This is a genomic window from Burkholderia sp. Bp8992 (assembly GCF_003853705.1).
GTDB lineage: Bacteria > Pseudomonadota > Gammaproteobacteria > Burkholderiales > Burkholderiaceae > Burkholderia.
In genome coordinates this window covers 41,713-64,795 of the sequence record NZ_QTQI01000030.1, presented here as the reverse complement: position 1 = coordinate 64,795, position 23,083 = coordinate 41,713, and the positions used below count along the sequence as shown (strand labels likewise).

Here is a 23,083-nt window from a genome sequence, read left to right as displayed (position 1 = left end):
ACCGCGAAGCATGGGACCCAAGTAAGCGCTGAAGCGCTAACTTGGGTCGACAGGAGATATGGAGATGCAATCGACGATCAAACCCGTCGAGTACGACCGACCCGTCGCAGCAGGGACCGTGTGCGGCGTGGGGCAGGCATGGGCCAAGGTGCCCGACGCGCCGTCCGCCGAGGAGCGCGCCGCACTGAAGGCGCGCATCAAGGCGCTGCTCGTCCGTGAAAAGGCCGTGCTGGTCGCCCACTACTACGTCGATGCCGAACTGCAGGAACTGGCCGACGAAACGGGCGGCTGCGTGGCCGACTCGCTCGAAATGGCCCGCTTCGGCCGCGATCACGACGCGCAGACGCTGGTCGTCGCCGGCGTGCGCTTCATGGGCGAAACCGCGAAGATCCTGAGCCCGAACAAACGGATCCTGATGCCCGATCTCGACGCGACCTGTTCGCTCGACCTCGGCTGCCCGGTCGACGAATTCTCGGCGTTCTGCGATGCCCATCCGGACCGCACCGTCGTCGTCTACGCGAACACCAGCGCGGCCGTGAAGGCGCGCGCGGACTGGATGGTCACGTCGTCGATCGGCCTCGAGATCGTGGCCGACCTGCACGCGCGCGGCGAGAAGATCATCTGGGCGCCGGACCGTCATCTCGGCAGCTACATCCAGAAGAAAACCGGCGCGGACATGCTGCTGTGGCAAGGCTCGTGCCTCGTCCACGACGAATTCAAGGGTATCGAGCTCGACCTGCTGCGCGCCGAATACCCGGACGCGAAAGTGCTCGTCCATCCCGAGTCGCCGGAAAACGTCGTCGCGCAGGCCGACGTCGTCGGCTCGACCACGCAACTGATCGACGCGGCAGTCAAGCTCGACGCGACGCACTTCATCGTCGCGACCGATCTCGGCATCCTGCACAAGATGCAGCTCGCCGCGCCCGGCAAGAACTTCATCGCCGCGCCGACGGCCGGCAACAGCGCGACCTGCAAGAGCTGCGCGCACTGCCCGTGGATGGCGATGAACGGCCTCGCGAATCTCGCCGACGTGCTCGAACGCGGTCACAACGAGATCTTCGTCGATCCCGCGATCGGCGAGCGCGCGCGTTTGCCGATCGACCGGATGCTCGAATTCGCGGCCGCGCACAAGAAGCGCGTGCAGGCGAGCGGCGATCTGCAGCGCGACCAGCCACTGTTCGCGAACGTGGGGGCCGCATGAGCGAGGCTGTCTCCCCGTTGTTCGACATCGTTCGCGCGCAATACGGCGCGGTATTCGACGACGCGATCGCGCGCAACGTGGCCGACGCGATCGCCGAAGACGTCGGCGCCGGCGACCAGACCGGGCGGCTCGTGCCGGCCGGCGGGCGCCGCCGTGCGCGCATCATCGTGCGTGAAGAAGCCGTGCTCTGCGGCGTGCCGTGGTTCGAGGCCGTGATCGCCCGGATCGATCCGTCGATCGCCGTGCAATGGCGCTATCGCGAAGGCGACCGCATGACGCCCGATTCGACCGTCTGCGAACTCGACGGGCCGGCGCGCGCGCTGCTGACGGCCGAGCGCAACGGGCTGAACTTCCTGCAGCTGCTGTCGGGCGTCGCGACCGCGACGCGCCGCTACGTCGATCGCGTCGAAGGCACGCGCGCGAAGATCCTCGATACGCGCAAGACGCTGCCGGGCCTGCGGCTCGCGCAGAAGTATGCGGTGCGCGTCGGCGGTGGCGAGAACCAGCGTCTCGCGCTGTACGACGGCATCCTGATCAAGGAAAACCACATCGCGGCGGCAGGCGGTGTCGGCGAGGCGCTCGACGCGGCATTCGCGCTGGAATCGGGCGTGCCCGTGCAGGTCGAAGTCGAGACGCTCGCGCAGCTCGACACGGCGCTCGCGCATCGCGCGGAGTCGGTGCTGCTCGACAACTTCACGCTCGACATGATGCGCGAAGCCGTGCGCGTGGCGGCCGGCAAGGCCGTGCTCGAAGTGTCGGGCGGCGTCAATTTCGAGACGGTGCGCGCGTTCGCGGAAACGGGCGTCGATCGCATCTCGATCGGCGCGCTGACGAAGGACGTGCGCGCGACCGACTATTCGATGCGGATCGTCGACTGACCGTACCTCGTCCTGTCAGACAAGAAAGCCGTTGGCGTTTGCGCGCCAACGGCTTTTTTCTTGGGCGCTCCCGGCGGTGGCCGGGAAGGGCGTGCGCTCAGCGGCGCGCGCGCGGCGTGAGCACGCTCGGCAACGCCTTCGGCAGCGTGTGCGGCCAGTCGCGGCTATAGTGCAGCCCGCGGCTTTCGCGGCGCGAGTGCGCGCTTTTCACGATCAGCGTCGCCACGTCGACGAGGTTGCGCAATTCCAGCAGGTCGCGCGTCACGCGGAAGTTCGCGTAGTACTCGTGGATTTCGTCGCGCAGAAGCGACAGTCGGTGCTTGGCGCGTTCGAGGCGCTTGTCGGTGCGCACGATGCCGACGTAGTTCCACATCAGGCGGCGCAGTTCGTCCCAGTTGTGCGCGACGACGACTTCCTCGTCGGCATCCGACACGCGGCTTTCGTCCCAGGCGGGCAGCGTGGCCGGCGTTTCGGCGTCGAAGCCGGCCGCCTCGATCGCTTCGGCGGCCGCGCGGCCGATCACGAGACATTCGAGCAGAGAGTTGCTTGCGAGCCGGTTCGCGCCGTGCAGGCCCGTGTACGACGTTTCCCCGACCGCATACAGGCCCGCGAGATCGGTACGCCCGGCGAGATCGGTGACGACGCCGCCGCACGTATAGTGCGCGGCCGGCACGACGGGAATCGGCTGCTTCGCGATGTCGATGCCGAATTCGAGGCAGCGCGCGTGGATCGTCGGGAAGTGTTCGCGCAGGAACGCTTCCGGCTGATGGCTGATATCGAGATATACGCAGTCGATCCCGCGCTTCTTGATCTCGAAGTCGATCGCGCGTGCGACGATGTCGCGCGGCGCGAGTTCGGCGCGCGGGTCGTGCGCGGGCATGAAGCGGGTGCCGTCGGGCAGTTTCAGCAGGCCGCCTTCGCCGCGCACGGCCTCCGAAATCAGGAACGACTTCGCGTACGGATGGAACAGGCAGGTCGGGTGGAACTGGATGAACTCCATGTTCGACACGCGGCAGCCCGCGCGCCACGCCATCGCGATGCCGTCGCCGGTCGCGGTGTCGGGGTTCGTCGTGTACAGGTAGACCTTGCCGGCGCCGCCCGTGGCGAGCACCGTATGCGGCGCTTCGATCGTGATCGTGCGGTCGTTGTCGACGTCGAGCGCATACAGGCCGTGACAGCGGCGGCCGGGCAGGCCGAGCCGGTCCGACGTGATCAGGTCGATCGCGTGGTGGTTCTCGAAGAACGTGATGTTCGGGTGCTGGCGTGCCCGCTCCGACAGCGTGGCAAGCACCGCATGGCCGGTCGCGTCGGCCGCGTGGATGATCCGGCGGTGGCTGTGGCCGCCTTCGCGCGTCAGGTGGAAGCCGAGTTCGGCCGCGTCGTCTTTCGTGAACGGCACGCCTTGCGAAATCAGCCATTCGATCGCTTCGCGGCCGTGCTCGACGATGTAGCGCGTCGCGCCTTCGTCGCACAGGCCGCCGCCGGCGACCAGCGTGTCGTCGACATGGTTCTCGATACTGTCCGCCGAATCGAGGACGGCTGCGATACCGCCTTGCGCGTTATCGCTTGCCCCCTCCATCATCGAACGTTTCGCGATCAGCGCGACACGTCGCGTGCTGGCCAGGTTGAGTGCGACCGACAGCCCTGCCAGGCCGCTGCCGACGATCGCCACGTCGAATTTCATGCTGCATCTCCATCGTTACGCTTTTTGATCTTGCGTTCCGTCAGCCGTGGCCGCGGAAAGGGGAGAGCATACCGCGTCGGGCCACAAAGCGTGCGCGCAAAACAAAAAGCCCCGCAGGAGCGGGGCTTTTCGATCGCCGTCAGGCTGGCAGAAACCGGAGATTACTTGATCTTGGTTTCTTTGTATTCCACATGCTTGCGGACGACGGGATCAAACTTCTTGATCGCCATCTTTTCCGGCATGTTGCGCTTGTTCTTCGTGGTCGTGTAGAAGTGACCCGTACCAGCGGTGGACTCGAGCTTGATCTTGTCGCGTGCGCCTTTTGCCATGATTGTGCTCCTTGGGCTTAGGCTTCGCCGCGTGCGCGCAGGTCAGCGAGCACGGAATCGATGCCGTTCTTGTCGATCAGGCGCAGGCCGGCGTTCGAAACGCGCAGGCGCACCCAGCGGTTTTCGCTCTCTACCCAGAACCGGCGGTTTTGCAGGTTCGGGAGGAAGCGGCGCTTCGTCTTGTTGTTGGCGTGGGAAACGTTGTTGCCGCTCATCGGCGCTTTCCCAGTTACTTGGCATACGCGTGCCATGAGAGCACTCCTAATACGCTAAATTCGGGGTTCGATCGCCGATGAAGGTTCCATCGTACCGCCACGTGATCCATGGCTGCACTCAGAACGCCGAAGCCCATACAGACAAGGCCCTTCGATGGCTAGAACTGGTTGGAAAAAAGACAGACGACGATTCTAGCAGAAAAAGTTCAGAAAAATCAAACCTAATTTCGCTTCGTCGTTGCGGCGCCCCGGGGCGGGCTGCCGCGGCACAGTCTACAGCCAACCGGCACGTGCGAACGAAAAAGTATCATCGGTGCCGACGACGACGTGGTCGAGCAGCCGCACGTCGACGAGTTCGAGCGCGTCCTTCAGCACGCGGGTGAGGCGGCGGTCTTCCGCGCTCGGCTGCACGGCGCCCGACGGATGGTTGTGCGCGACGATCAGCGACGCGGCATTGTGCGCCATCGCGCGGCGCACGATCTCGCGCGGGTAGACAGCCATCCGCGTGAGCGAGCCGCGCGTGATTTCCTCCATGTCGATCAGGCAGTTGCGCGCATCGAGATACACGGCGACGAACACTTCCTGCGAACGCGAGCCGATCTTCAGCCGCAGGCAATCCTCGACGGCCTGCGGCGAATCGATCGGCGAGCGCACCTGCGCCTTCTCGTTCATCACGCGCCGCGCGATCTCGATGATCGCGGCCAGCCGCGCGGCGCGCGCGGGGCCGATGCCGGGGTGCGCCTGGAAATCGTCGGTGCTCGCTTCGAGCAGCCCGCGCAACGTCTTGAACCGATCGACCAGCGCACGAGCGGTGACGAATACATCGTGCCCGGGCTTGCCCGTGCCGAGCAGCAGCGCGATCAGTTCGTCGTCGGTCAGCGCAGCCGGCCCGCGTTCCAGCAACCGCTCGCGCGGCCGCTCGGGCCGCCAGTTGCCGGTACGGCGCTTGCGCGGGCGAATCGGGAGAATGCGGGCCGGCGGATCGGCCGGCGCAGGGGCGGTGTCGCGGCATTCGACCGGCGACAGGGCGAGGCAGGGTGACGTCATGCTCGAAACTCCATTGGCGGCAGGGCGGTATGCGCGACGTCGTCGCACTTTCCGCCTTGCGCGCTCAGGTGACTTACAATATTGGCTTTGCGCCGGGCCATTCGGCCGTATCGGGCGCCGACCGAACGAGTAATTCATGAGCCTCATCGATCTATCCGAAGTGAAGCCCGGTTCCCATGTCACGTTGCATTACCGGCTGGCACTGGCCGACGGCGCCGACATCGTCAACACCTTCTCCGACAAGCCGGCCACGCTGCTGCTGGGCGCGGGGCAACTGGCACCCTCGCTCGAACAGATTCTGCTCGGGCTCAGGGTCGGCGACCACTCGACTTATCAGCTAGCCCCCGATCAGGGGTTCGGTCCCCGTAATCCCGACATGCTCCAGCGCGTGACGCTGTCGACGCTGCGCGAGAACGGGATGGTCGGCGACGATTTCACGCCGGGCGAGCTGATCGAGTTCAACGCGCCTGACGGCGGCCGGTACGCCGGGGTGCTGAAGGAAGTCAGCGAGACCTCGGCGCTGTTCGACTTCAATCATCCGCTCGCGGGCCAGGCGCTCACGTTCGAAGTGAAAATCATCGGAATCCTGTAATCATGAGCACCACCGATACGCTGTCCGGGCAGACCGTCGCCGCCGATGCCGAAATCCTGCTGGCCCAGCCGCGCGGCTTCTGCGCGGGCGTCGACCGCGCGATCGAGATCGTCGAGCGCGCGATCGCGATGCACGGTGCGCCGATCTACGTTCGTCACGAGATCGTCCACAACAAGTACGTCGTCGAGGATCTGAAGAAGAAGGGCGCGATCTTCGTCGAGGAACTCGAGGAAGTGCCGGCCGGCAACACCGTGATCTTCAGTGCGCACGGCGTGTCCAAGGCCGTGCGCGACGAGGCCGACGTGCGCGGCCTGCGCATTTACGACGCAACCTGCCCGCTCGTCACGAAGGTGCACGTCGAAGTGGCGAAGATGCGCCAGGACGGCGTCGACATCGTCATGATCGGGCACAAGGGCCACCCGGAAGTCGAAGGCACGATGGGGCAGGTCGAGCGCGGCATGCATCTCGTCGAGAGCGTCGAGGACGTGCAGAAACTCGAGCTGGCCGATCCCGAGCGCATCGCGCTCGTCACGCAGACGACGCTGTCCGTCGACGACGCAGCGGAGATCATCGGTGCGCTGAAGGCGAAGTACCCGAAGATCCGCGAGCCGAAGAAGCAGGACATCTGCTACGCGACGCAGAACCGCCAGGACGCGGTGAAGTTCATGGCGCCGCAATGTGATGTCGTGATCGTCGTCGGCAGTCCCAACAGCTCGAATTCGAGCCGCCTGCGCGAAGTGGCCGAGAAGCGCGGCGTCGACGCCTACATGGTCGACGCGCCCGACCAGATCGATCCGGCATGGGTCGCCGGCAAGCGCCGCATCGGCGTGACGGCCGGCGCGTCGGCGCCGGAAGTGCTCGCCCAGGCCGTGATCGCGCGGCTGCGCGAACTCGGCGTGCGCAACGTTCGCGCACTCGACGGCATCGAGGAAAACGTGTCGTTTCCGCTGCCGCGCGGGTTGAACCTGCCGCCTGCCGCCTGATCGCCGCATCGCACCTGCGGAACACCGAAGCGCGCCTTCCCGGCGCGCTTTTTTTTGCGTCTCGAAATTGCAATCGCAACCATGATTCGCGACTGTGGTGCAACCTGGTTGCTCCATGCGTTTCCAGCCGTCTCTCAAAATTGGTTGCAATGCAGGAAAACCCCATCGAATCGGGATTATTGGCGTCCTATAAATGGAGTTACAATGCGCCCGTTTTCAAGCCGGAATGGCTTTGAAACGGGTTTTGGCAAGGCGCGGGAGACCATTCGATGCATGTGAAGTTGGCGTACGCCGTGTCCGTCGCCGCACCGGTTGCAATGCTTGCCGGATGCAGCAAAAAGAGCGACGACGGGGCGGGCAGGGAGGCTGCGGTGTTCGCGGCACCGCCGGCCAGCGGCGTGCGCGTCGCTGGAACCGGTCGTGCGGCGCCAACGGCGTGCCGTATCGCGCAATGGGGCAACGACAAGGAATACGGGGCACGTTTGACGATTGACGAAATCAACGCGCTTGGGCCGACGAACGGCCCGGCAGCGGGCATGCCGGTTGCAGTGCAGCAAGCCGCCGATCGTGGCGCGACGCCGACCGTGCGTGCCGCTCGACGGATGCCGGCCGAGCGCGGCGCTGCGGGCAGCGCGCCGATGTCACCGGCCCCCCTTCATTTCAATTCGATGAATCAGCGTGCCGCCACGACCGGTCGGGTCATGGCGCGCGGTCTGGTTCGTACGATGGATTCCGACGCAGTCCTGACGAATGTCGGGTGCGGCGTTCGCGGTGCCGTGCCAGGCAACGCGGCACGGAATCCGATCCGTCCGGATGGGGCGCTTGCGCCGCGTCGGACGGGCCAAGGCACGGATGCCGGGAAACCGGACGAAGGCCGTCTCGGCATGCTGCTCCACGACTTCAAGGAGGCCAGGAACACCGTCCTCGATGTCGTGACGATTTAGCGACGGGACTCATGACGGCACCGGAACAGTGCGGTGCCGTTTTTGTATCCGCTCCGGCGGCAGGTCCGGCCGTACAGGCCGGGCGGCGCGCGCCGGGACGATCCACCCTTACCGGTATCGACTAGTACCCGCAGTGTCGCCGAGAAGGCGCGATTCCTCGCTTACCCGCGGGGCGCAACGTCCTCCGGCTGCACGGGCCAAGGAGCTTTAAATGGATATTTTCGTCCAGCAGGTTCTCAACGGGCTGGTGCTCGGCAGTGTCTACGCCATCATCGCGTTGGGCTACACGATGGTGTACGGCATTCTCGGCATCATCAACTTCGCGCACGGCGACGTGCTGATGATCGGCGCGATGGTCGCGCTGTCGGCCATCACCGTGCTGCAGAACCATTTCCCCGGACTCGGCAACGTCGCGACGCTGACGATCGGCCTGGGCATCGCCGCGGTCGTCTGTGCGTTCGTCGGCTTCACGATCGAACGCGTCGCGTACCGGCCGCTGCGCCGCGCACCGCGCCTCGCCCCGCTGATCACTGCGATCGGCGTGTCGATCCTGCTGCAGACCGCTGCGATGATCATCTGGTCGCGCAACCCGCTGCCGTTCCCGCAATTGCTGCCGACCGACCCGATCAACGTGATCAAGGCCACCGACACGACGCCCGGCGCCGTGATCTCTGTCACTGAAATCGTGATCATCGCGGTCGCGTTCATCGTGATGGGCGGCCTGCTGCTGCTCGTGCACAAGACCAAGCTCGGCCGCGCGATGCGCGCGATCGCCGAAAGCCCGAATACGGCCAGCCTGATGGGCGTGAACCCGAACTTCGTGATCTCCGCGACGTTCATGATCGGCTCCGCGCTCGCCGCGCTGGCCGGCGTGATGATCGCGTCCGAATACGGCAACGTGCACTTCTACATGGGCTTCATCCCCGGCATGAAGGCGTTCACCGCCGCGGTGCTGGGCGGGATCGGCAACCTCGGCGGCGCGATGGTCGGCGGCGTGCTGCTCGGCCTGATCGAGCAGCTCGGGGCCGGCTACATCGGCAATCTCACGGGCGGCGTATTCGGCAGTAACTACCAGGACGTGTTCGCCTTCGTCGTGCTGATCATCGTGCTGGTGTTCCGTCCGTCCGGCCTGCTGGGCGAACGGGTCGCGGATCGCGCGTAACGGAAGGGAGCAAACAACATGACATCCATTCAACCGATCGAATCCTCGACGTCGCTCGTCGAAGAGCGCAACACCGCCAAGACCGTCGTCATCGGCATCCTGACCGCCGTGTTCGTGATCGCCGCGCCGATCATCATCGGCTCGGCCGGCGGCAACTACTGGGTCCGCGTGCTCGACTTCGCGATGCTGTACGTGATGCTCGCGCTCGGCCTGAACGTGGTGGTCGGCTTCGCCGGCCTGCTCGACCTGGGCTACATCGCGTTCTACGCGGTGGGCGCGTACACGGCGGCGTTGCTGTCTTCGCCGCACCTGACCTCGCAGTTCGAGTGGATCGCGGCGCTCGCGCCGAACGGCCTGCACATCCCGTTCCTGATCATCGTGCCGATCGCGATGGCGCTGGCGGCGACCTTCGGGATCCTGCTCGGCGCACCGACGCTGCGCCTGCGCGGCGACTACCTGGCGATCGTGACGCTCGGCTTCGGTGAAATCGTCCGGATCTTCATGAACAACCTCGACCGTCCGGTGAACATCACCAACGGCCCGAAGGGGATCACGGGCATCGATCCGGTGCACGTCGGCGGCTTCAACCTGTCGCAGACGCATACGCTGTTCGGCTTCCAGCTGCCGTCGGTCTACATGTACTACTACCTGTTCGTGCTCTGCTCGCTGCTGGTGATCTGGGTGTGTACGCGTCTGCAGCACTCGCGTATCGGCCGTGCCTGGGCAGCGATCCGCGAAGACGAGATCGCCGCGAAGGCGATGGGCATCAACACCCGTAACGTGAAGCTGCTCGCGTTCGCGATGGGCGCGTCGTTCGGCGGCCTGTCGGGCTCGATGTTCGGTGCGTTCCAGGGCTTCGTGTCGCCCGAGTCGTTCACGTTCTGGGAATCGATCGTCGTGCTCGCGTGTGTGGTGCTCGGCGGCATGGGCCACATCCCGGGCGTGATCCTGGGCGCGGTGCTGCTCGCGATCTTCCCGGAATTCCTGCGTTCGACGATGAGCCCGCTGCAGCACGCGCTGTTCGGTCATGACATCGTCGATACGGAAGTGATCCGTCAGGCGCTGTACGGCCTCGCGATGGTGATCATCATGCTGTACCGCTCGGAAGGCCTGTGGCCCGCGCCGAAGCATGAGGACAAGATCGCGAAACTGGCGAAGCGCAACAGCAAGAAGCCGGTGCGCGCTTAACCTACGGACAAGGGGATACACACATGAGCGACAAGCAAATCCGACTGTCCGTCTCGGGCGTGAACAAGCGCTTCGGCGGGCTGCAGGCGCTGTCCGACGTCGGCCTGCAGATCAAGGAAGGCGAGATCTACGGCCTGATCGGCCCGAACGGCGCCGGCAAGACCACGTTCTTCAACGTGATCACGGGCCTCTACACGCCGGACTCCGGCGACTTCAAGCTGGACGGCACGAACTACACGCCGACGGCCGTGCACCAGGTGGCCAAGGCCGGCATCGCGCGCACGTTCCAGAACATCCGCCTGTTCGGCGGGATGACGGCACTCGAGAACGTGATGGTGGGCCGCCACGTGCGCACCAAGCACGGGCTGCTCGGCGCGGTGTTCCAGACGCCGGCCGAACGCCAGGAAGAGCGCGAGATCAAGGAGCGCGCGATCGAGCTGCTCGAATACGTGGGCGTGCTGCAGTACGCGGACTACACGTCGCGCAACCTGTCGTACGGCCACCAGCGCCGTCTCGAGATTGCGCGCGCGCTGGCGACCGACCCGAAGCTGCTCGCGCTCGACGAGCCGGCGGCCGGGATGAACGCGACCGAGAAGGTCGAACTCACGCGCCTGCTCGACAAGATCCGCTCGGACGGCCGCACGATTCTCCTGATCGAGCACGACGTGAAGCTCGTGATGGGGCTGTGCAACCGGATGACGGTGCTCGATTACGGCAAGGTGATCGCCGAGGGTCTGCCGCAGGACGTGCAGAAGAATCCGAAGGTGATTGAGGCATATCTCGGCGCAGGGGTGCACTGATGGCAGCGGCAATGTTGAAAATCAAGGGCTTGCAGGTCAACTACGGCGGCATCCAGGCCGTCAAGGGCGTTGACATGGAAGTCCGCCAGGGCGAACTCGTGACGCTGATCGGCGCGAACGGCGCGGGCAAGACCACGACGATGAAGGCGATCACGGGCCTGAAGCCGTACTCGGCGGGTGACATCGAGTACGAAGGCAAGTCGATCAAGGGCATCCCGTCGCACGAGTTGCTCAAGCGCGGCCTCGCGATGGTGCCGGAAGGCCGCGGGATCTTCGCGCGGATGTCGATCATCGAGAACATGCAGATGGGCGCGTACCTGCGCAACGACAACGAGCAGATCAAGAAGGACGTCGACCGGATGTTCGGCTTCTTTCCGCGCCTGAAGGAGCGTGCGACGCAGCTCGCGGGCACGCTGTCGGGCGGCGAGCAGCAGATGCTGGCGATGTCGCGCGCGATTCTCTCGAAGCCGAAGCTGCTGCTGCTCGACGAGCCGTCGATGGGCCTGTCGCCGATCATGGTCGAGAAGATCTTCGAAGTGGTGCGCGAGATCTCGAAGGAGGGCATCACGGTGCTGCTCGTCGAGCAGAACGCGCGCCTCGCGCTGCAGGCCGCCGACCGCGGTTACGTGATGGATTCGGGCACGGTCACGATGGAAGGCGATGCGAAGCAGATGCTCGACGATCCGAAGGTGCGCGCCGCGTATCTGGGCGAGTAAGCAAGCGAACGAGCGGGCCCGGTGACGCGCGGCGGCGAATGCCGCGTGCGTCGCACCAGGGCTTTCGAAAGGCTGTCACGGGATGCCGTGACAGCCTTTTTTCTTGTCCGGGCGATTCGTGCCGAACTGTGCGCGCGGACGCGACTCCATTCGAGTGTTGTGCTGCGCATGTGGCGCGGGAACAGGGAGCGCAGGCCGCAGCCTGTCGCCCACAAACCGACACACGGGCCGCGTAGCATCGACGATCCATCGGAACATGGAGAGCACGCATGAGTCTGGACTACGGTTTCGTGAAGGCGAAGGTGACATCGGTGGCGAAACTGAAGGGCTCGCCGCACGGCAGCGAGATCCAGTACCACATCCACCTGACGCTGGCGCTGCCGTCAGGCGACTGGGATGTCGCGATCAACGTCGGCACCAGCGATGCGGACGACCTGCTGAACTACAAGCTCGTCTACGATTTCCACCATCCCGTCACCGGGACGCTCGCGGCCGCGGCCGAAGGCTACACCGACCTCACGGGGCAGGCCGCGCTGCCCGCGCTCGATTACCTGCGCAGCGACATCCTGAACGAGACGGGCGCGTGGCGCGCGAGTGCGGTGATGGACGGCACCGAGAATCCCGAACCGATCCCGTCGCTGCTGCGGCTCGTGAACGCCGCGCAGTCGCAGGGCCTCGACGTCGTCGTGTTCGGCCGTACCTATACGGAAGGCAACGGCATCCACGACACGCACATGAACCAGGGCTCGACGGGCCCGAACTACCTGCATCGCGCGGGCGACGACCACAACGACCACAACGACGTGTGGCAGGACGGTGCGCTGATCGTGCGCGTGAGCGACACACAATGGGCCGCGTATTTCGCGGCGTTCGAGCAGCAGGCCGTGCCGACCGACGCGCTCGGCAATCCGCTGCCGGGCGCGGGACCGATCACGCGCACGAACTGACCCGGGCCGCTGCCGGCGGCATCACGCGGCCGGCAGCGTCTTGCCGAACGAGATGCGCTCCTCGACGCGATAACCGAGCGCCGCGTAGAAGCGGCACGCGTCGTCGTTGCCGGGCAGCACCTGCAGGTTGATCTTCAGGCAGCCGCGCGCGGCGAGCGCGCGTTCCGCGTGCGCGATCAGCGCGCGGCCGACGCCGAGCCGACGCGCGTCGTTCGCGACGCCGAACGAGTAGAGCCAGCCGCGATGGCCGTCGAAACCCGCCATCAGCGTGCCGACGACGCGCGCGCCGCTGGTCGCGACGAAGAACAGTTCCGGCTGCGTCGCGAGCTTCAGCGCGATCGATCGCAGCGGATCGCGATGCGGCGGCGCATCGGCGTCTTCGTATTGCGGGAACGCGTCGCGCCATACTTCGAGCACGGCATCGGTGTCGGCGCGTTCGAACGGGCGGATCGCGACAGCATCGGCGGCGGCATCCATCGCGGCGGTCTCCTTAGAGCGTGTCGAGGATCGACCGCAGCATCGCCATCATCTGGTCGATTTCCTCGGTCGTCACGTTCAGTGCGGGCATGAAGCGCAGCAGGTTCGGTCGCGCGGCGTTCAGCAGCAGGCCGTCCGGCTGCATGTCGCGCGCCTTCTCGACGATCTGCGGGCCGATGTCCTTGCCGAGCAGCAGCGCGCGCAGCAGGCCTTCACCGCGTTCGCCCTCGAAGCCGCGCTCTTCCGACAGTTCGAGCAGCTTGCGCTTCAGGTATTCGCCGCGTGCGCGCACGCCTTCGAGGAAGCCCGGTGCGACGAGCTGCGAGATCACCGAATAGCCGACCGCCGTCATCAGCGGGTTGCCGTTGTAGGTGCCGCCCTGATCGCCGGCCTCGAATACCGCGACGTCGGCCTTCGACAGCAGTGCGCCGAGCGGCGCGCCGCCACCGATGCCCTTCGCGAGCGTCATGACGTCCGGCTCGATACCGGCGAGTTCGTACGCGAACAGCGTGCCCGCGCGGCCGCAACCGCTCTGCACTTCGTCGACGATCAGCAGCAGGTCGTGCTGCTTCGTCAGCGCGCGCAGCGCCTGCATGAATTCGCGCGTCGCCGGAATCACGCCGCCTTCGCCCTGGATCGGTTCGAGCATCACGGCGACGGTCTTGTCGGTGATCAGCTTCTCGACCGAGTTGATGTCGTTCAGCTCGGCCTTCGGGAAACCCGGCACCTGCGGCGCGTAGATCGTGTCCCAGCCCGGCTTGCCGCTGGCCGACATCGTCGCGAGCGTGCGGCCGTGGAAGCTGTGGTCGAACGTGATGATCTCGTACGCGCCGTTCTTGAACTTGCGGCCCCACTTGCGCGCGAGCTTGATCGCGCCTTCGTTCGCTTCGGCGCCGCTGTTCGTGAAGAACACCTTGTCGAACACGCTGTGCTGCGTGAGCAGGCCCGCGAGCTTCGCCATCGGCTCGTTGTAGAACGCCGGCGACGGGTTCAGCAGCTTCTCGGCCTGCGTTTTCAGTGCCTCGACGATACCGTCGTTGCAGTGGCCGAGGCTGTTGACGGCCCAGCCCTGGATGAAGTCCAGATAGCGCTTGCCCGTGTGATCGTAGAGCCACGAACCCTTGCCGTGCGTAAACACGATGTCGGGGCGGTTCGTGATGTACATCAGCGAGTCGATCGGAAAATCGTTCAGGGGCATGGCAGCAGACTCCAGCGGGCGTTGAAAGGGAAACGGGCAATAAAAAAGCCACGGAAGGCCGTGGCTGGTGGGTCGAACAGCTTGTGCGTAACCGGTGAAGCGGTGCGGGTTACGCGCGAGTCCGTGACGAGCCCGCGGCATCCGGGCGGAGCGGCGAGCGGCGACGTCGAAGGGCGGACAGGAAGCAGTTCATGTGCGCAAGCATAAGGCATCCCGCGCCTCACTGTAAACCGCCGCGATGCCACGGATGTGACACGGCGGCGCGCAGCGAGGGCGCGGGCGCGCCCGGTCCTCAGACCGGATGCGCGAGATCGGCGGCGCTCGTGAACGAGTCCGCGTAGAACTCGTCGGCCGGCAGTGCGTGGTGCTGCGTGAAGTCGCGCTGCGCGGATTCGACCATCACCGGCGCACCGCACGCGTACACCTGGTGGCCCGACAGATCGGGCAGGTCCTCGATCACCGCGCGATGGACGAAGCCCGTGCGGCCTGTCCATTGATCGTCGGCGTCCGGCTCGGAGAGCACCGGCACGTACTTGAAGTTCGGGATCTCGCGCGCCCACTGCTCGGCGAGTTCGGCGAGGTAGATGTCCTTCTTGCGGCGGGCGCCCCAGTAGAGCGTCATCGGGCGCGTGATGCCCGAATGCTTCACGTGCTCGATGATCGCCTTGATCGGCGCGAAGCCCGTGCCCGACGCGAGCAGCACGATCGGCTTGTCGGAATCCTCGCGCAGGAAGAACGTGCCGAGCGGGCCCTCGAAGCGCAGGATGTCGCGCTCCTTCATCGCGCCGAACACGTGGTCGGTGAACTTGCCGCCCGGCATGTGGCGGATGTGCAGCTCGATCGGGCCTTCCTCGTGCGGCGCGTTCGCCATCGAGTAGCTGCGGCGCGAGCCGTCCTTCAGGATGAACTCGACGTACTGGCCTGCGAGGTACTGCAGGCGCTCGTTGGCGGGCAGCTGCAGCTTCACGACCATCACGTCGTCGGCCTTGCGCTCGAGCGCGGCGATCCGGCACGGCAGCTTCTTGACCTGCACGCCGTCGACGCCGGCGATTTCACGCACGTCGATTTCGAGATCGCACTGGGCCTTCGAGCAGCACAGCAGCGCGAGGCCGCGCGTGCGTTCGTCGTTGGACAGTGCCGACGCGGCGTGCGGGCCCTGTTCGATCTGGCCCGACACGATCTGGCCCTTGCACGAGCCGCATGCGCCGTTCTTGCAGCCGTACGGCAGATGGACGTTCTGGCGCAGCGCGGCGGCCAGCACGGTTTCGTCCGACTCGACCAGGAATTGCCGGCCGCTTTGCTTGAGAGTGACGTTGAATGCCATAGAACCAAACTAGAACAAAATGTGGGGACCGTGCATGTCGCGCACGGCAGCTACAATGCAAGACCGTTGCGCGTCGCGCGACGGCCGCTACTGATTTCGCAACCAACATGATCGCGACACGAATCCTGCGCCGGCCGCGCGCACTGGTCGTCGGCTGCGGCGACGTCGGCATGCGCTGCGTCGCGCAATGGCGTGACGCGCGCCGCAACCTGCGGATCTTCGCGCTGACGAGCCACCCGGCCCGCCGCGACGAACTGCGCGCCGCAGGCGCGACACCGATCGTCGGCGACCTCGACCGCCGGGCGACGCTCGGCCGCCTCGCGGGCCTTGCCCGCACGATCCTGCATCTCGCGCCGCCGCAGTCCGACGGCCGTGACGACCGGCGTACGCGTGCGCTGATCGCCGCAACGTCCATGCCTGCGCGTCGGCCATCGACGCCGGCGGCACCGGCGGTCGGCCGGCTCCGAACGCTGCGCACCGCTGCGCGACAGGCCGGTGCACCCGTTCGGGGAGCGCGTATTGTACCCGACGGCCTTCGCGCGCCGAGGCTCGTCTACGCGAGCACGACAGGCGTATACGGCGACTGCGGCGGCGCGCGCATCGACGAAACGCATCCGTTGCGCCCCGCGAATCCGCGCGCGTTCCGGCGCGTGTCGGCGGAGCGGCAGCTGCGTGCGGCGACGGTGCGCGGCATGCTGTCCGCGCGCATCGTGCGCATTCCCGGCATCTACGCGGCGAACCGCCTGCCGGTCGCGCGGCTCGAGCGCGGCACGCCGGCGCTCGAGCCGGCCGACGACGTGTACACGAACCACATCCATGCGGACGATCTCGCGGCGATCCTGCGCCGCGCGGCCGAGCGCGGCAGGCCGGCGCGCGCAGTACACGCGTCGGACGACAGCGAACTGCGGATGGGAGAGTATTTCGACCGGGTCGCGCAGGTGCTCGGCCTGCCGAGGCCGCCGCGCATCAGTCGCGCGGACGCCGAGCGCCAGCTCGAACCGACGCTGCTGTCGTTCATGCGCGAGTCGCGACGCCTGTCCAACGCACGGCTCAAGGCCGAATTGTGCGTGACGTTGCGGTACCCGACCGTAGACGATTTCCTTCAAACGCTCGCGCCGGGCAGTGCGTCAGGTCAGCGCCGGTAACGCCTCGATCAGCAGGAAGCACAGCAGCGCACCGATCAGCGCGCCAATCAGGTTCGGATGATATTTGTGCTTCATGTGCATCGCGGCCAGCAGGCCGCCGATCACGATGACACCGATGACCGCGAACGCGATCATCATGGACGACAGTTCGAAAGAATGGTTGATGTTCACGATATCTCCCCCTGCATCGCTGCTCTTGCAGCTTGTGATTTCAGTATAGCGGGGGAACCCGCGCCCGAGACGCGGTCGGGCATCGAACGGTCGTGCGGATTTTCCCTTACAGGGTTTTGACGGGATTGCGCAGGGCTGAAAGGTCGGCGTCGTCGAGCCACCGCCACGCGCCCGGTTCGAGATCGCCCGGCAGCGTGAAGCCGCCGATGCTTTCGCGGTGCAGCAACTCGACGCGATTGCTCGCCGCCGCCACCATGCGCTTGACCTGATGGTATTTGCCTTCGAGGACGGTCAGCGCAAGCGCGTGCGTGTCGCGCGCGTCGGCGGCGACGGCCGCGATCGGCTTCGGCTCGCCGTGCAGCTGCACGCCGCTGCGCAGCGCATTCAGCTGCGCATCGTCGAGCGGGTGGCGCACGGTCGCGACGTAGGTCTTCGGTACCTTGCGCTTCGGCGACGTGTACGCGTGGACGAACTGGCCGTCGTCGGACAGCAGCAGCAGGCCGGTCGTGTCCTGGTCGAGGCGGCCGACGCACTGCACGCCGCGGGCGACGAGCGGCGCGGGCAGCAGGCTGAACACGCTCGCGTGGTGCTGCGGATCGCGCGAGCACTCGTAGCCGGCCGGCTTGTTGAGCGCGAGATACGCGTGCGCGTGAAACGGCCACGCCGTATCGTCGACCGAGAACACGAGGCCGTCGGTATCGAACGCGGCGTCGGGGGCGGTCGCAGCGGTGCCCGCGACGGCGACGCGGCCGGCTTCGATCAGGCCGCGGCACTGGCGGCGCGAGCCGAAGCCCTGGGTGTAGAGAATGCTTTCGAGATCCATAGCGCGCGCATTCTATCAAGCGGCGGCCGATGACCGGCATGAACGCGCATGCGCTGGTAAGCTGCCGGAACCGCCGCGCGGGGCGCGGCGCCCGTTCATTCTTCACGGAAAGTCCATGCGTTTCGATTCATTCCCGTTCGGCCGCCAGGCCGTCGCCGTCACCGTTGCCGCGACCGTCTCGTCGGCCGCTTTCGCGCACGCGCATCTCGCGAAGAGCGATCCCGCAGCCGGTGCGACGGTGGCCGCCGCACCGGCTGCCGTCACGATCGACTTCACCGAGCCGCTGGAGCCGGCATTCAGCTCGATCGTCGTCGTCGATGGCGGCGGCAAGACGGTGTCGGACGGCCGCGCGCGCATCGATGCCTCGAACCGCAAGCGGATGACGGTGCCGCTGACGGCAGCCGGCACCGGTGCCTATACGGTGAAATGGGTGGCCGTCGCGACCGACGGGCACCGCACGCAGGGCACGTACGGCTTCAGCGTGAAGTGACGCAACGGCGGCGGCAGGCCCGTGCCAGCGTTGTCGTCGCCTTCATCCGACAGGGAGTTTCCCGCATGAATCCGACGACGCTCGACGCACTCGCCGACTTCCCCCGTCAGCTCGAAGCGCATTTCGCGGCCGTTCCGGACGGCTACGCGCGCTGGACGCCCGACGACTGGGCCGGGATCCCGAGCGAGCATTTCTCGCCGCTCGGGCAGCTCTGCCACGTGCGCGACATCGAGATCGATGGCTATCACGTGCGGCTGCGCCGGATGCTCGACGAAGACCGGCCGCTGCTCGAGTCGATCGACGGCGACGCGCTCGCGATCGAGCGCCGCTACGACGACGCGTACGCGTCCGACGTGCTCGCGGCGATTCGCGACGCGCGACGCGAAACGCTGGAGCGGCTGTCGCGCCTCACGCCCGAGCAGTTCGAGCGCACCGGCGAGTTCGACGGCTACGGTTCGCTGACCGTGCGCGGGCTCGTCCACTACCTGTGCAGCCACGACCAGCAGCATCTGGCCGGCATGCAGTGGCTGCTCGGCAAGATCGACGCGGCGCTTTACGCGCGCTGAGGCGGGTGACGGCCGTGCGGCCGCGGGCAGAATCCGGCGCCGCCGTCAGTGCGGCCGACCACCGTGCATCGCTCCGATTGGATCGTTTTTCTGGATAATCCATCCAGCCGCGGCCGGCTGACCGGCGCGTCGCGCGTGCCTACACTCCTAGCTTCGTTCAACGAAAAAAGGAGTCAACCGTGGCAACTCACACGCTCGCAGACAAGGTCGTCCTGATCGCAGGCGGCGCGAAGAATCTCGGTGGCCTGATCGCGCGGGACCTGGCGAGCCACGGCGCGAAGGCGGTGGCGATCCACTACAACAGCGCGGCGTCGCAGGCGCAGGCCGAGGAGACGGCCGCCGCGGTACGCGCGGCCGGCGCGGAAGCCGCGACGTTCCAGGCCGACCTGACCACGGCCGCCGCGGTCGAGAAGCTGTTCGACGACGCGAAGCAGCGCTTCGGCAAGATCGACATCGCGATCAATACGGTCGGCAAGGTGCTGAAGAAGCCGTTCACCGAGATCAGCGAGGCCGAGTACGACGAGATGTTCGCGGTCAACAGCAAGTCGGCGTTCTTCTTCATCAAGGAAGCGGGGCGGCACCTCGAGGATCACGGCAAGCTCGTCACGCTGGTGACGTCGCTGCTTGGCGCGTTCACGCCGTTCTATGCGGCATACGAAGGGTCGAAGGCGCCGGTCGAGCACTTCACGCGCGCGGCGTCGAAGGAGTACGGCGCACGCGGGATCTCGGTGACGGCCGTCGGGCCGGGCCCGATGGATACGCCGTTCTTCTATCCGGCCGAAGGCGCCGACGCGGTCGCGTATCACAAGACGGCCGCCGCGCTGTCGCCGTTCAGCAAGACGGGCCTGACCGACATCGAGGACGTCGTGCCGTTCATCCGTCATCTCGTGACCGACGGCTGGTGGATCACGGGCCAGACGATCCTGATCAACGGCGGCTATACGACGAAGTAACCGGGCCGCTCACGCGTCGCGCGGCGCACGCAATGGCGCGTTTGCGTGGACAATGCACGGGCGTGCAGCCGCGAGGCCGCACGCCCGTTTTCCTTGTGCCGCCGACCTTGCCGCGATGTGCGGCGGCGGGCGGCGACGGTCGTCCGAACCCACGTTCCCTGCCGATGGACAAGCTGGATCAGGTCAGAATCTTCCTGCAGGTTGCCGAAATGGGCAGCTTCATCAAGGCCGCGCATGCGCTCGACGTGCCGCGCGCGACCGTGTCGGCGGCCGTCCAGCAGCTCGAGACGGGGCTCGGCACGCGCCTCCTGCATCGCACGACGCGCCAGGTGCAGCTCACTGCCGACGGCGCGCTGCTGCTCGACCGCGGCCGGCGCCTGCTTGCGGAAGCCGACGAACTCGACCGCCTGTTTCGCCGCCGCGACCGCGAGGTCGTCGGACGGCTGAACGTCGACGTGCCGAGCCGGATCGCCCGCCGCGTCATCGCGCCCGCGCTGCCGTCGCTGTTTCGTCGCTACCCGAAGCTGCAACTGTCGCTCGGCTCGACCGACCGCTCGATCGACCTCGTGCAGGAAGGCGTCGACTGCGCGATCCGCGTCGGGCGGCTCGCGGACAGCAGCCTCGTCGTGCGGCCGCTCGGGCAATTCACGCTGATCAACTGCGCGAGCCCCGACTACCTGCGCGAATGCGGCGTGCCCGAGCATCCGGATGCGCTCGCGCACGGGCACTGGGCGATCGGCTATGCGTCGCCGACGACGGGGCGCGAACTCGGGTGGGAATACTGCGCGGACGGCCAGCGGCGTACGCTGACGCTGCCGAGCCGCGTGATCGTCAACAACGCGGAAACCTATATCGCCGGCTGCATTGCCGGCATGGGGCTGATCCAGATTCCGCGGTTCGACGTCGAGCATCTGCTGGAAAGCGGCGTGCTCGTCGACGTGATGCCGGGCCACCGCGCCGAGCCGATGGACGTGTCGGCCGTGTATCCGCACCGCCGGCACCGCTCGCGCCGGCTCAATGCGTTCATCGAGTGGTTCGGCGCGTTGATGGCGGATGCGCTGACGGGGACGGCGGCCGGACCGGGCGCGGACGGCGACTGACCGGAGCGGCGGCCGCGCACGTTTCAATCGTCCGGCGCCGCGAACTGCCTGCCGCGCCCGGCGTCGCGCACCGCGTCGATCAACGCGGCGCCGGGGCCGTCGGGTTTCGCCGAGAACGCGTAGAAGCGCGCGGCCGGCAGCGCGGGCAGGCCGTCCTGCGGCCCGCATTCGCGCAGGCCGTCGCGCAGCTGGCTGCGCGCGAGCGCCGTGACCGCGAAGCCGGCGAGCGCGGCCGACACGCAGCCGGCCATGCTGCTGCTCTCGAACAGCACGCGGAACGGCCGCAGCGCGGCGGCGAGCGCTGCGACGGCCGCTTCCCGATAGACGCACGGCTGCGGAAACAGCGCGAGCGGCACTTCGCCGCCCGCGTCGAGCGCGCGGTCCGACGCGAAGGCCCACACGAGCGGCTCTTCCCACAGCAATTCACCCGGCGTGTCGACCTGCCGGCACTGCTTGCCGAATACGACATCGAGCCGGCCGAGCATCTGTTCGCGCAGCAGCGATGCGGTGATCCCAACCTTCAGCTCGATCGACGTCCGCGGATGGCGGTCGCGGAACGTGCGCAGCACGTGCGGCAGCCACGCGCCGGCGAAGTCCTCCGACGCGCCGACCCGCAGCGGCCCATGCGCCGGCGCGCCGCGCAGCCGCGCGCGCACTTCGCGTTCCATGTCGACGATGTTGCGCGCGTACGCGTACAGCGTGTCGCCGGCCGGCGTGAGCGCGATACGGCGCGTCGTGCGCGCGAGCAGCACGGTGCCGGCCGCCTGTTCGAGTCGCTTGATGTGACCGCTGACGGCCGACGGCGTCAGCGCGAGACGGTCGGCGGCCGGCGCGAACCCGCGGTTGTCGACGACTTCGAGAAAGGTGCGCAGCAGCGTGATGTCGAGCGCGGTCGATGCGGGGTCGGTCAGCGGTTCCATCGGTCGATTCAACGCAAAATTCAAGGAATGGATCATGATACTCCGTGAATCGTGATGAAAGGCCGGCCTACCATCGTGCGCTCAGGCTGACTCGACGGAGTGCACGATGACGACTTATGCGCATGCGACGACCGCGTCGCTCGATATTGGCTATCTCGAATGGAACCCGCGCGGCGAGCGCGTGGCCGTGCTGCTGCACGGCTGGCCGGACAGCGCGGTCGGCTGGGAGCCGGTGGCCGCGTCGCTCGCCGCACGCGGCTACCGCGTGCTGGCGCCCGCGCTGCGCGGCTTTGCGCCGACGCGTTTTCGCGATGCAACCGTGCCGCGCAGCGGCCAGCTCGCGGCGCTCGGCCGCGACTTGCTCGAATTCATCGACGTGCTCGGCGTCGAGCGGCCCGTGCTGGTCGGGCACGACTGGGGCGCCCGCGCGGCGGCGAACGCGTGCGGGTTGCGCGACGGTGCCGCGTCGCATCTCGTGATGCTGTCGGTCGGGTACGGTACCAACGATCCCGGCCAGCCGCTGTCGCTGCAGCAGGCGCGCAACTACTGGTATCACTGGTTCATGGCGACGCCGCGCGGTGAGCAGGCGCTGCGCGACGACCGCCGCGCGTTCACGCGCCTGATGTGGGACACGTGGTCGCCGCCCGGCTGGTATCGCGACAGCGATTTCGACGCGGCAGCCGCCGCGTTCGACGGACCCGACTGGATCGACGTCGTGCTGCATTCGTACCGGCATCGCTGGGGCTTCGCGCCGGGCACGCCGGCCTATGCCGACGACGATGCGCGGCTGAACCCGGCGCCCGTGCTGGCGGTGCCGACGCTCGTGCTGCATGGCGGCTCGGACACCTGCAATCATCCGGACAGCTCGGCCGGGCGCGAACGGTTCTTCGCCGGCCGCTACGCGCGGCAGCTCCTCGACTCGGTCGGGCACTTTCCGCAACGCGAGGCGCCGGCGGCCGTCGCGGACGCGATCCTGCGGTTCTGCGAGCGCGACTGAACGCACGGCTGTCCAGGCCGGTCATTCGGTGCGGTGTGGAATGTCGTCCGGGAACGGGTAGGGCGCATGCGGCCCCGGCCAGTCGGGTACGGGCGGCTCGCGGAGCAGGTCGCATCCGCCCAGCAGGATCGACAGCAGCGCGGCGAGCGCACCGACGCGAAGCGGGATTGAAACGACGCGCCTGGACATGGCTTGCCTCCGTGCTGCGTTCCCTGATGATGCTTGGACTGTCG

27 protein-coding genes are annotated in these 23,083 nt (G+C 67.0%); 16 read left to right on the top strand and 11 right to left on the bottom strand.

The window, feature by feature from the left end; translation table 11 throughout:
• Positions 1 to 64: 64 nt before the first annotated feature.
• Together nadA and nadC are read left to right on the top strand one after the other, a co-directional pair.
• The gene (gene nadA / locus DIE03_RS32125; protein WP_124456202.1) at positions 65 to 1,201 is read left to right on the top strand and encodes a quinolinate synthase NadA; all 1,137 of its coding nucleotides are present in this window, start codon (positions 65 to 67) and stop codon (positions 1,199 to 1,201) included.
• On the top strand, positions 1,198 to 2,079 hold the full coding sequence (gene nadC / locus DIE03_RS32120) for a carboxylating nicotinate-nucleotide diphosphorylase (protein WP_124456201.1): 882 nt from the start codon (positions 1,198 to 1,200) through the stop codon (positions 2,077 to 2,079). The genes nadA and nadC overlap by 4 nt, the downstream gene beginning before the upstream one ends.
• A 97-nt stretch (positions 2,080 to 2,176) precedes the next feature.
• Here the strand turns inward: nadC and nadB are convergent, their stop codons facing one another.
• The 4 genes from nadB to radC all read right to left on the bottom strand — a co-directional run bounded on the left by nadB (position 2,177) and on the right by radC (position 5,354).
• Positions 2,177 to 3,763 (bottom strand): L-aspartate oxidase, encoded by a 1,587-nt coding sequence (nadB, locus tag DIE03_RS32115; protein WP_047898822.1) that lies wholly within the window; start codon positions 3,761 to 3,763, stop codon positions 2,177 to 2,179.
• A 161-nt stretch (positions 3,764 to 3,924) separates the two neighbouring features.
• The gene (rpmG, locus tag DIE03_RS32110) at positions 3,925 to 4,092 is read right to left on the bottom strand and encodes a 50S ribosomal protein L33 (RefSeq protein WP_006478046.1); all 168 of its coding nucleotides are present in this window, start codon (positions 4,090 to 4,092) and stop codon (positions 3,925 to 3,927) included.
• Between the two features lie 17 nt (positions 4,093 to 4,109).
• Entirely contained in the window at positions 4,110 to 4,343 is a 234-nt protein-coding gene (rpmB, locus tag DIE03_RS32105; RefSeq protein WP_004186391.1) for a 50S ribosomal protein L28, read from the bottom strand.
• A gap of 237 nt (positions 4,344 to 4,580) precedes the next feature.
• On the bottom strand, positions 4,581 to 5,354 hold the full coding sequence (gene radC, locus DIE03_RS32100; protein WP_124456200.1) for a RadC family protein: 774 nt from the start codon (positions 5,352 to 5,354) through the stop codon (positions 4,581 to 4,583).
• 136 nt (positions 5,355 to 5,490) lie between these two features.
• Here radC and DIE03_RS32095 point away from each other — a divergent pair, with 136 nt between their 5' ends.
• From DIE03_RS32095 to DIE03_RS32060, 8 genes are all read left to right on the top strand, one after another.
• The gene (locus tag DIE03_RS32095; protein ID WP_124456199.1) at positions 5,491 to 5,946 is read left to right on the top strand and encodes a peptidylprolyl isomerase; all 456 of its coding nucleotides are present in this window, start codon (positions 5,491 to 5,493) and stop codon (positions 5,944 to 5,946) included.
• A gap of 2 nt (positions 5,947 to 5,948) precedes the next feature.
• On the top strand, positions 5,949 to 6,929 hold the full coding sequence (ispH, locus tag DIE03_RS32090; protein ID WP_011352949.1) for a 4-hydroxy-3-methylbut-2-enyl diphosphate reductase: 981 nt from the start codon (positions 5,949 to 5,951) through the stop codon (positions 6,927 to 6,929).
• Between the two features lie 269 nt (positions 6,930 to 7,198).
• Positions 7,199 to 7,873: an amino acid-binding protein gene (locus DIE03_RS32085; protein ID WP_124456198.1), complete on the top strand. Its 675-nt coding sequence runs from the start codon at positions 7,199 to 7,201 to the stop codon at positions 7,871 to 7,873.
• A gap of 211 nt (positions 7,874 to 8,084) precedes the next feature.
• Complete coding sequence (locus DIE03_RS32080) at positions 8,085 to 9,035, top strand: branched-chain amino acid ABC transporter permease (RefSeq protein WP_006478051.1); 951 nt, start codon at positions 8,085 to 8,087, stop codon at positions 9,033 to 9,035.
• A gap of 18 nt (positions 9,036 to 9,053) precedes the next feature.
• Entirely contained in the window at positions 9,054 to 10,223 is a 1,170-nt protein-coding gene (locus DIE03_RS32075) for an ABC transporter permease subunit (RefSeq protein ID WP_124456197.1), read from the top strand.
• Between the two features lie 23 nt (positions 10,224 to 10,246).
• Positions 10,247 to 11,023 (top strand): ABC transporter ATP-binding protein, encoded by a 777-nt coding sequence (locus DIE03_RS32070; protein ID WP_124456196.1) that lies wholly within the window; start codon positions 10,247 to 10,249, stop codon positions 11,021 to 11,023.
• Complete coding sequence (locus DIE03_RS32065) at positions 11,023 to 11,739, top strand: ABC transporter ATP-binding protein (protein WP_006478054.1); 717 nt, start codon at positions 11,023 to 11,025, stop codon at positions 11,737 to 11,739. The genes DIE03_RS32070 and DIE03_RS32065 overlap by 1 nt, the downstream gene beginning before the upstream one ends.
• Positions 11,740 to 12,008: 269 nt before the next feature.
• The gene (locus DIE03_RS32060) at positions 12,009 to 12,686 is read left to right on the top strand and encodes a DUF2278 family protein (protein WP_124456195.1); all 678 of its coding nucleotides are present in this window, start codon (positions 12,009 to 12,011) and stop codon (positions 12,684 to 12,686) included.
• A 21-nt stretch (positions 12,687 to 12,707) separates the two neighbouring features.
• Here the strand turns inward: DIE03_RS32060 and DIE03_RS32055 are convergent, their stop codons facing one another.
• The 3 genes from DIE03_RS32055 to DIE03_RS32045 form a co-directional block, all read right to left on the bottom strand.
• Positions 12,708 to 13,163 carry a GNAT family acetyltransferase gene (locus tag DIE03_RS32055; RefSeq protein WP_124456194.1) on the bottom strand — a complete coding sequence of 152 codons (456 nt, stop codon included), beginning with the start codon at positions 13,161 to 13,163 and terminating at the stop codon, positions 12,708 to 12,710.
• Between the two features lie 13 nt (positions 13,164 to 13,176).
• Positions 13,177 to 14,361 (bottom strand): acetylornithine transaminase, encoded by a 1,185-nt coding sequence (locus DIE03_RS32050; protein WP_124456193.1) that lies wholly within the window; start codon positions 14,359 to 14,361, stop codon positions 13,177 to 13,179.
• Positions 14,362 to 14,653: 292 nt separating this feature from the next.
• On the bottom strand, positions 14,654 to 15,685 hold the full coding sequence (locus tag DIE03_RS32045; RefSeq protein ID WP_124456192.1) for a CDP-6-deoxy-delta-3,4-glucoseen reductase: 1,032 nt from the start codon (positions 15,683 to 15,685) through the stop codon (positions 14,654 to 14,656).
• Positions 15,686 to 15,792: 107 nt separating this feature from the next.
• Between DIE03_RS32045 and DIE03_RS32040 the strand changes: the two genes are divergently transcribed.
• A complete protein-coding gene (locus DIE03_RS32040) occupies positions 15,793 to 16,830 on the top strand; it encodes an NAD-dependent epimerase/dehydratase family protein (protein WP_124456191.1) in 1,038 nt (345 codons plus the stop codon).
• Here the strand turns inward: DIE03_RS32040 and DIE03_RS32035 are convergent.
• Positions 16,813 to 17,001, bottom strand: coding sequence for a hypothetical protein (locus DIE03_RS32035; protein ID WP_124456190.1), 189 nt, complete (start codon positions 16,999 to 17,001; stop codon positions 16,813 to 16,815). The two genes, DIE03_RS32040 and DIE03_RS32035, sit on opposite strands and share 18 nt — an antisense overlap.
• Positions 17,002 to 17,107: 106 nt before the next feature.
• Positions 17,108 to 17,824: a 16S rRNA pseudouridine(516) synthase gene (locus DIE03_RS32030; RefSeq protein ID WP_124456189.1), complete on the bottom strand. Its 717-nt coding sequence runs from the start codon at positions 17,822 to 17,824 to the stop codon at positions 17,108 to 17,110.
• Positions 17,825 to 17,939: 115 nt separating this feature from the next.
• Here DIE03_RS32030 and copC point away from each other — a divergent pair, with 115 nt between their 5' ends.
• The 4 genes from copC to DIE03_RS32010 all read left to right on the top strand — a co-directional run bounded on the left by copC (position 17,940) and on the right by DIE03_RS32010 (position 20,933).
• The gene (gene copC / locus DIE03_RS32025) at positions 17,940 to 18,314 is read left to right on the top strand and encodes a copper homeostasis periplasmic binding protein CopC (protein ID WP_124456188.1); all 375 of its coding nucleotides are present in this window, start codon (positions 17,940 to 17,942) and stop codon (positions 18,312 to 18,314) included.
• Positions 18,315 to 18,379: 65 nt separating this feature from the next.
• Entirely contained in the window at positions 18,380 to 18,880 is a 501-nt protein-coding gene (locus tag DIE03_RS32020; protein ID WP_124456187.1) for a DinB family protein, read from the top strand.
• 179 nt (positions 18,881 to 19,059) lie between these two features.
• The gene (locus DIE03_RS32015) at positions 19,060 to 19,833 is read left to right on the top strand and encodes an SDR family oxidoreductase (protein ID WP_124456186.1); all 774 of its coding nucleotides are present in this window, start codon (positions 19,060 to 19,062) and stop codon (positions 19,831 to 19,833) included.
• A gap of 164 nt (positions 19,834 to 19,997) precedes the next feature.
• Complete coding sequence (locus tag DIE03_RS32010; protein ID WP_124456185.1) at positions 19,998 to 20,933, top strand: LysR family transcriptional regulator; 936 nt, start codon at positions 19,998 to 20,000, stop codon at positions 20,931 to 20,933.
• 23 nt (positions 20,934 to 20,956) lie between these two features.
• Here the strand turns inward: DIE03_RS32010 and DIE03_RS32005 are convergent, their stop codons facing one another.
• Positions 20,957 to 21,853, bottom strand: coding sequence for a LysR family transcriptional regulator (locus DIE03_RS32005; RefSeq protein ID WP_124456184.1), 897 nt, complete (start codon positions 21,851 to 21,853; stop codon positions 20,957 to 20,959).
• Positions 21,854 to 21,959: 106 nt separating this feature from the next.
• Here DIE03_RS32005 and DIE03_RS32000 point away from each other — a divergent pair, with 106 nt between their 5' ends.
• Entirely contained in the window at positions 21,960 to 22,850 is an 891-nt protein-coding gene (locus tag DIE03_RS32000; protein WP_124456183.1) for an alpha/beta fold hydrolase, read from the top strand.
• A 21-nt stretch (positions 22,851 to 22,871) separates the two neighbouring features.
• On the opposite strand, the gene DIE03_RS38460 is transcribed toward DIE03_RS32000, so the two are convergent.
• A complete protein-coding gene (locus DIE03_RS38460) occupies positions 22,872 to 23,039 on the bottom strand; it encodes a hypothetical protein (protein WP_185658263.1) in 168 nt (55 codons plus the stop codon).
• Between the last annotated feature and the right edge of the window lie 44 nt (positions 23,040 to 23,083).

Excerpts from the sequence above, each read along its gene's own strand:
- nadA (WP_124456202.1), top strand. The coding sequence starts at position 65 with ATGCAATCGACGATCAAACCCGTCGAGTACGACCGACCCGTCGCAGCA.
- nadC (WP_124456201.1), top strand. The coding sequence starts at position 1,198 with ATGAGCGAGGCTGTCTCCCCGTTGTTCGACATCGTTCGCGCGCAATAC.
- nadB (WP_047898822.1), bottom strand. The coding sequence starts at position 3,763 with ATGAAATTCGACGTGGCGATCGTCGGCAGCGGCCTGGCAGGGCTGTCG.
- rpmG (WP_006478046.1), bottom strand. The coding sequence starts at position 4,092 with ATGGCAAAAGGCGCACGCGACAAGATCAAGCTCGAGTCCACCGCTGGT.
- rpmB (WP_004186391.1), bottom strand. The coding sequence starts at position 4,343 with ATGGCACGCGTATGCCAAGTAACTGGGAAAGCGCCGATGAGCGGCAAC.
- radC (WP_124456200.1), bottom strand. The coding sequence starts at position 5,354 with ATGACGTCACCCTGCCTCGCCCTGTCGCCGGTCGAATGCCGCGACACC.
- DIE03_RS32095 (WP_124456199.1), top strand. The coding sequence starts at position 5,491 with ATGAGCCTCATCGATCTATCCGAAGTGAAGCCCGGTTCCCATGTCACG.
- ispH (WP_011352949.1), top strand. The coding sequence starts at position 5,949 with ATGAGCACCACCGATACGCTGTCCGGGCAGACCGTCGCCGCCGATGCC.
- DIE03_RS32085 (WP_124456198.1), top strand. The coding sequence starts at position 7,199 with ATGCATGTGAAGTTGGCGTACGCCGTGTCCGTCGCCGCACCGGTTGCA.
- DIE03_RS32080 (WP_006478051.1), top strand. The coding sequence starts at position 8,085 with ATGGATATTTTCGTCCAGCAGGTTCTCAACGGGCTGGTGCTCGGCAGT.
- DIE03_RS32075 (WP_124456197.1), top strand. The coding sequence starts at position 9,054 with ATGACATCCATTCAACCGATCGAATCCTCGACGTCGCTCGTCGAAGAG.
- DIE03_RS32070 (WP_124456196.1), top strand. The coding sequence starts at position 10,247 with ATGAGCGACAAGCAAATCCGACTGTCCGTCTCGGGCGTGAACAAGCGC.
- DIE03_RS32065 (WP_006478054.1), top strand. The coding sequence starts at position 11,023 with ATGGCAGCGGCAATGTTGAAAATCAAGGGCTTGCAGGTCAACTACGGC.
- DIE03_RS32060 (WP_124456195.1), top strand. The coding sequence starts at position 12,009 with ATGAGTCTGGACTACGGTTTCGTGAAGGCGAAGGTGACATCGGTGGCG.
- DIE03_RS32055 (WP_124456194.1), bottom strand. The coding sequence starts at position 13,163 with ATGGATGCCGCCGCCGATGCTGTCGCGATCCGCCCGTTCGAACGCGCC.
- DIE03_RS32050 (WP_124456193.1), bottom strand. The coding sequence starts at position 14,361 with ATGCCCCTGAACGATTTTCCGATCGACTCGCTGATGTACATCACGAAC.
- DIE03_RS32045 (WP_124456192.1), bottom strand. The coding sequence starts at position 15,685 with ATGGCATTCAACGTCACTCTCAAGCAAAGCGGCCGGCAATTCCTGGTC.
- DIE03_RS32040 (WP_124456191.1), top strand. The coding sequence starts at position 15,793 with ATGATCGCGACACGAATCCTGCGCCGGCCGCGCGCACTGGTCGTCGGC.
- DIE03_RS32030 (WP_124456189.1), bottom strand. The coding sequence starts at position 17,824 with ATGGATCTCGAAAGCATTCTCTACACCCAGGGCTTCGGCTCGCGCCGC.
- copC (WP_124456188.1), top strand. The coding sequence starts at position 17,940 with ATGCGTTTCGATTCATTCCCGTTCGGCCGCCAGGCCGTCGCCGTCACC.
- DIE03_RS32020 (WP_124456187.1), top strand. The coding sequence starts at position 18,380 with ATGAATCCGACGACGCTCGACGCACTCGCCGACTTCCCCCGTCAGCTC.
- DIE03_RS32010 (WP_124456185.1), top strand. The coding sequence starts at position 19,998 with ATGGACAAGCTGGATCAGGTCAGAATCTTCCTGCAGGTTGCCGAAATG.
- DIE03_RS32005 (WP_124456184.1), bottom strand. The coding sequence starts at position 21,853 with ATGGAACCGCTGACCGACCCCGCATCGACCGCGCTCGACATCACGCTG.
- DIE03_RS32000 (WP_124456183.1), top strand. The coding sequence starts at position 21,960 with ATGACGACTTATGCGCATGCGACGACCGCGTCGCTCGATATTGGCTAT.
- DIE03_RS38460 (WP_185658263.1), bottom strand. The coding sequence starts at position 23,039 with ATGTCCAGGCGCGTCGTTTCAATCCCGCTTCGCGTCGGTGCGCTCGCC.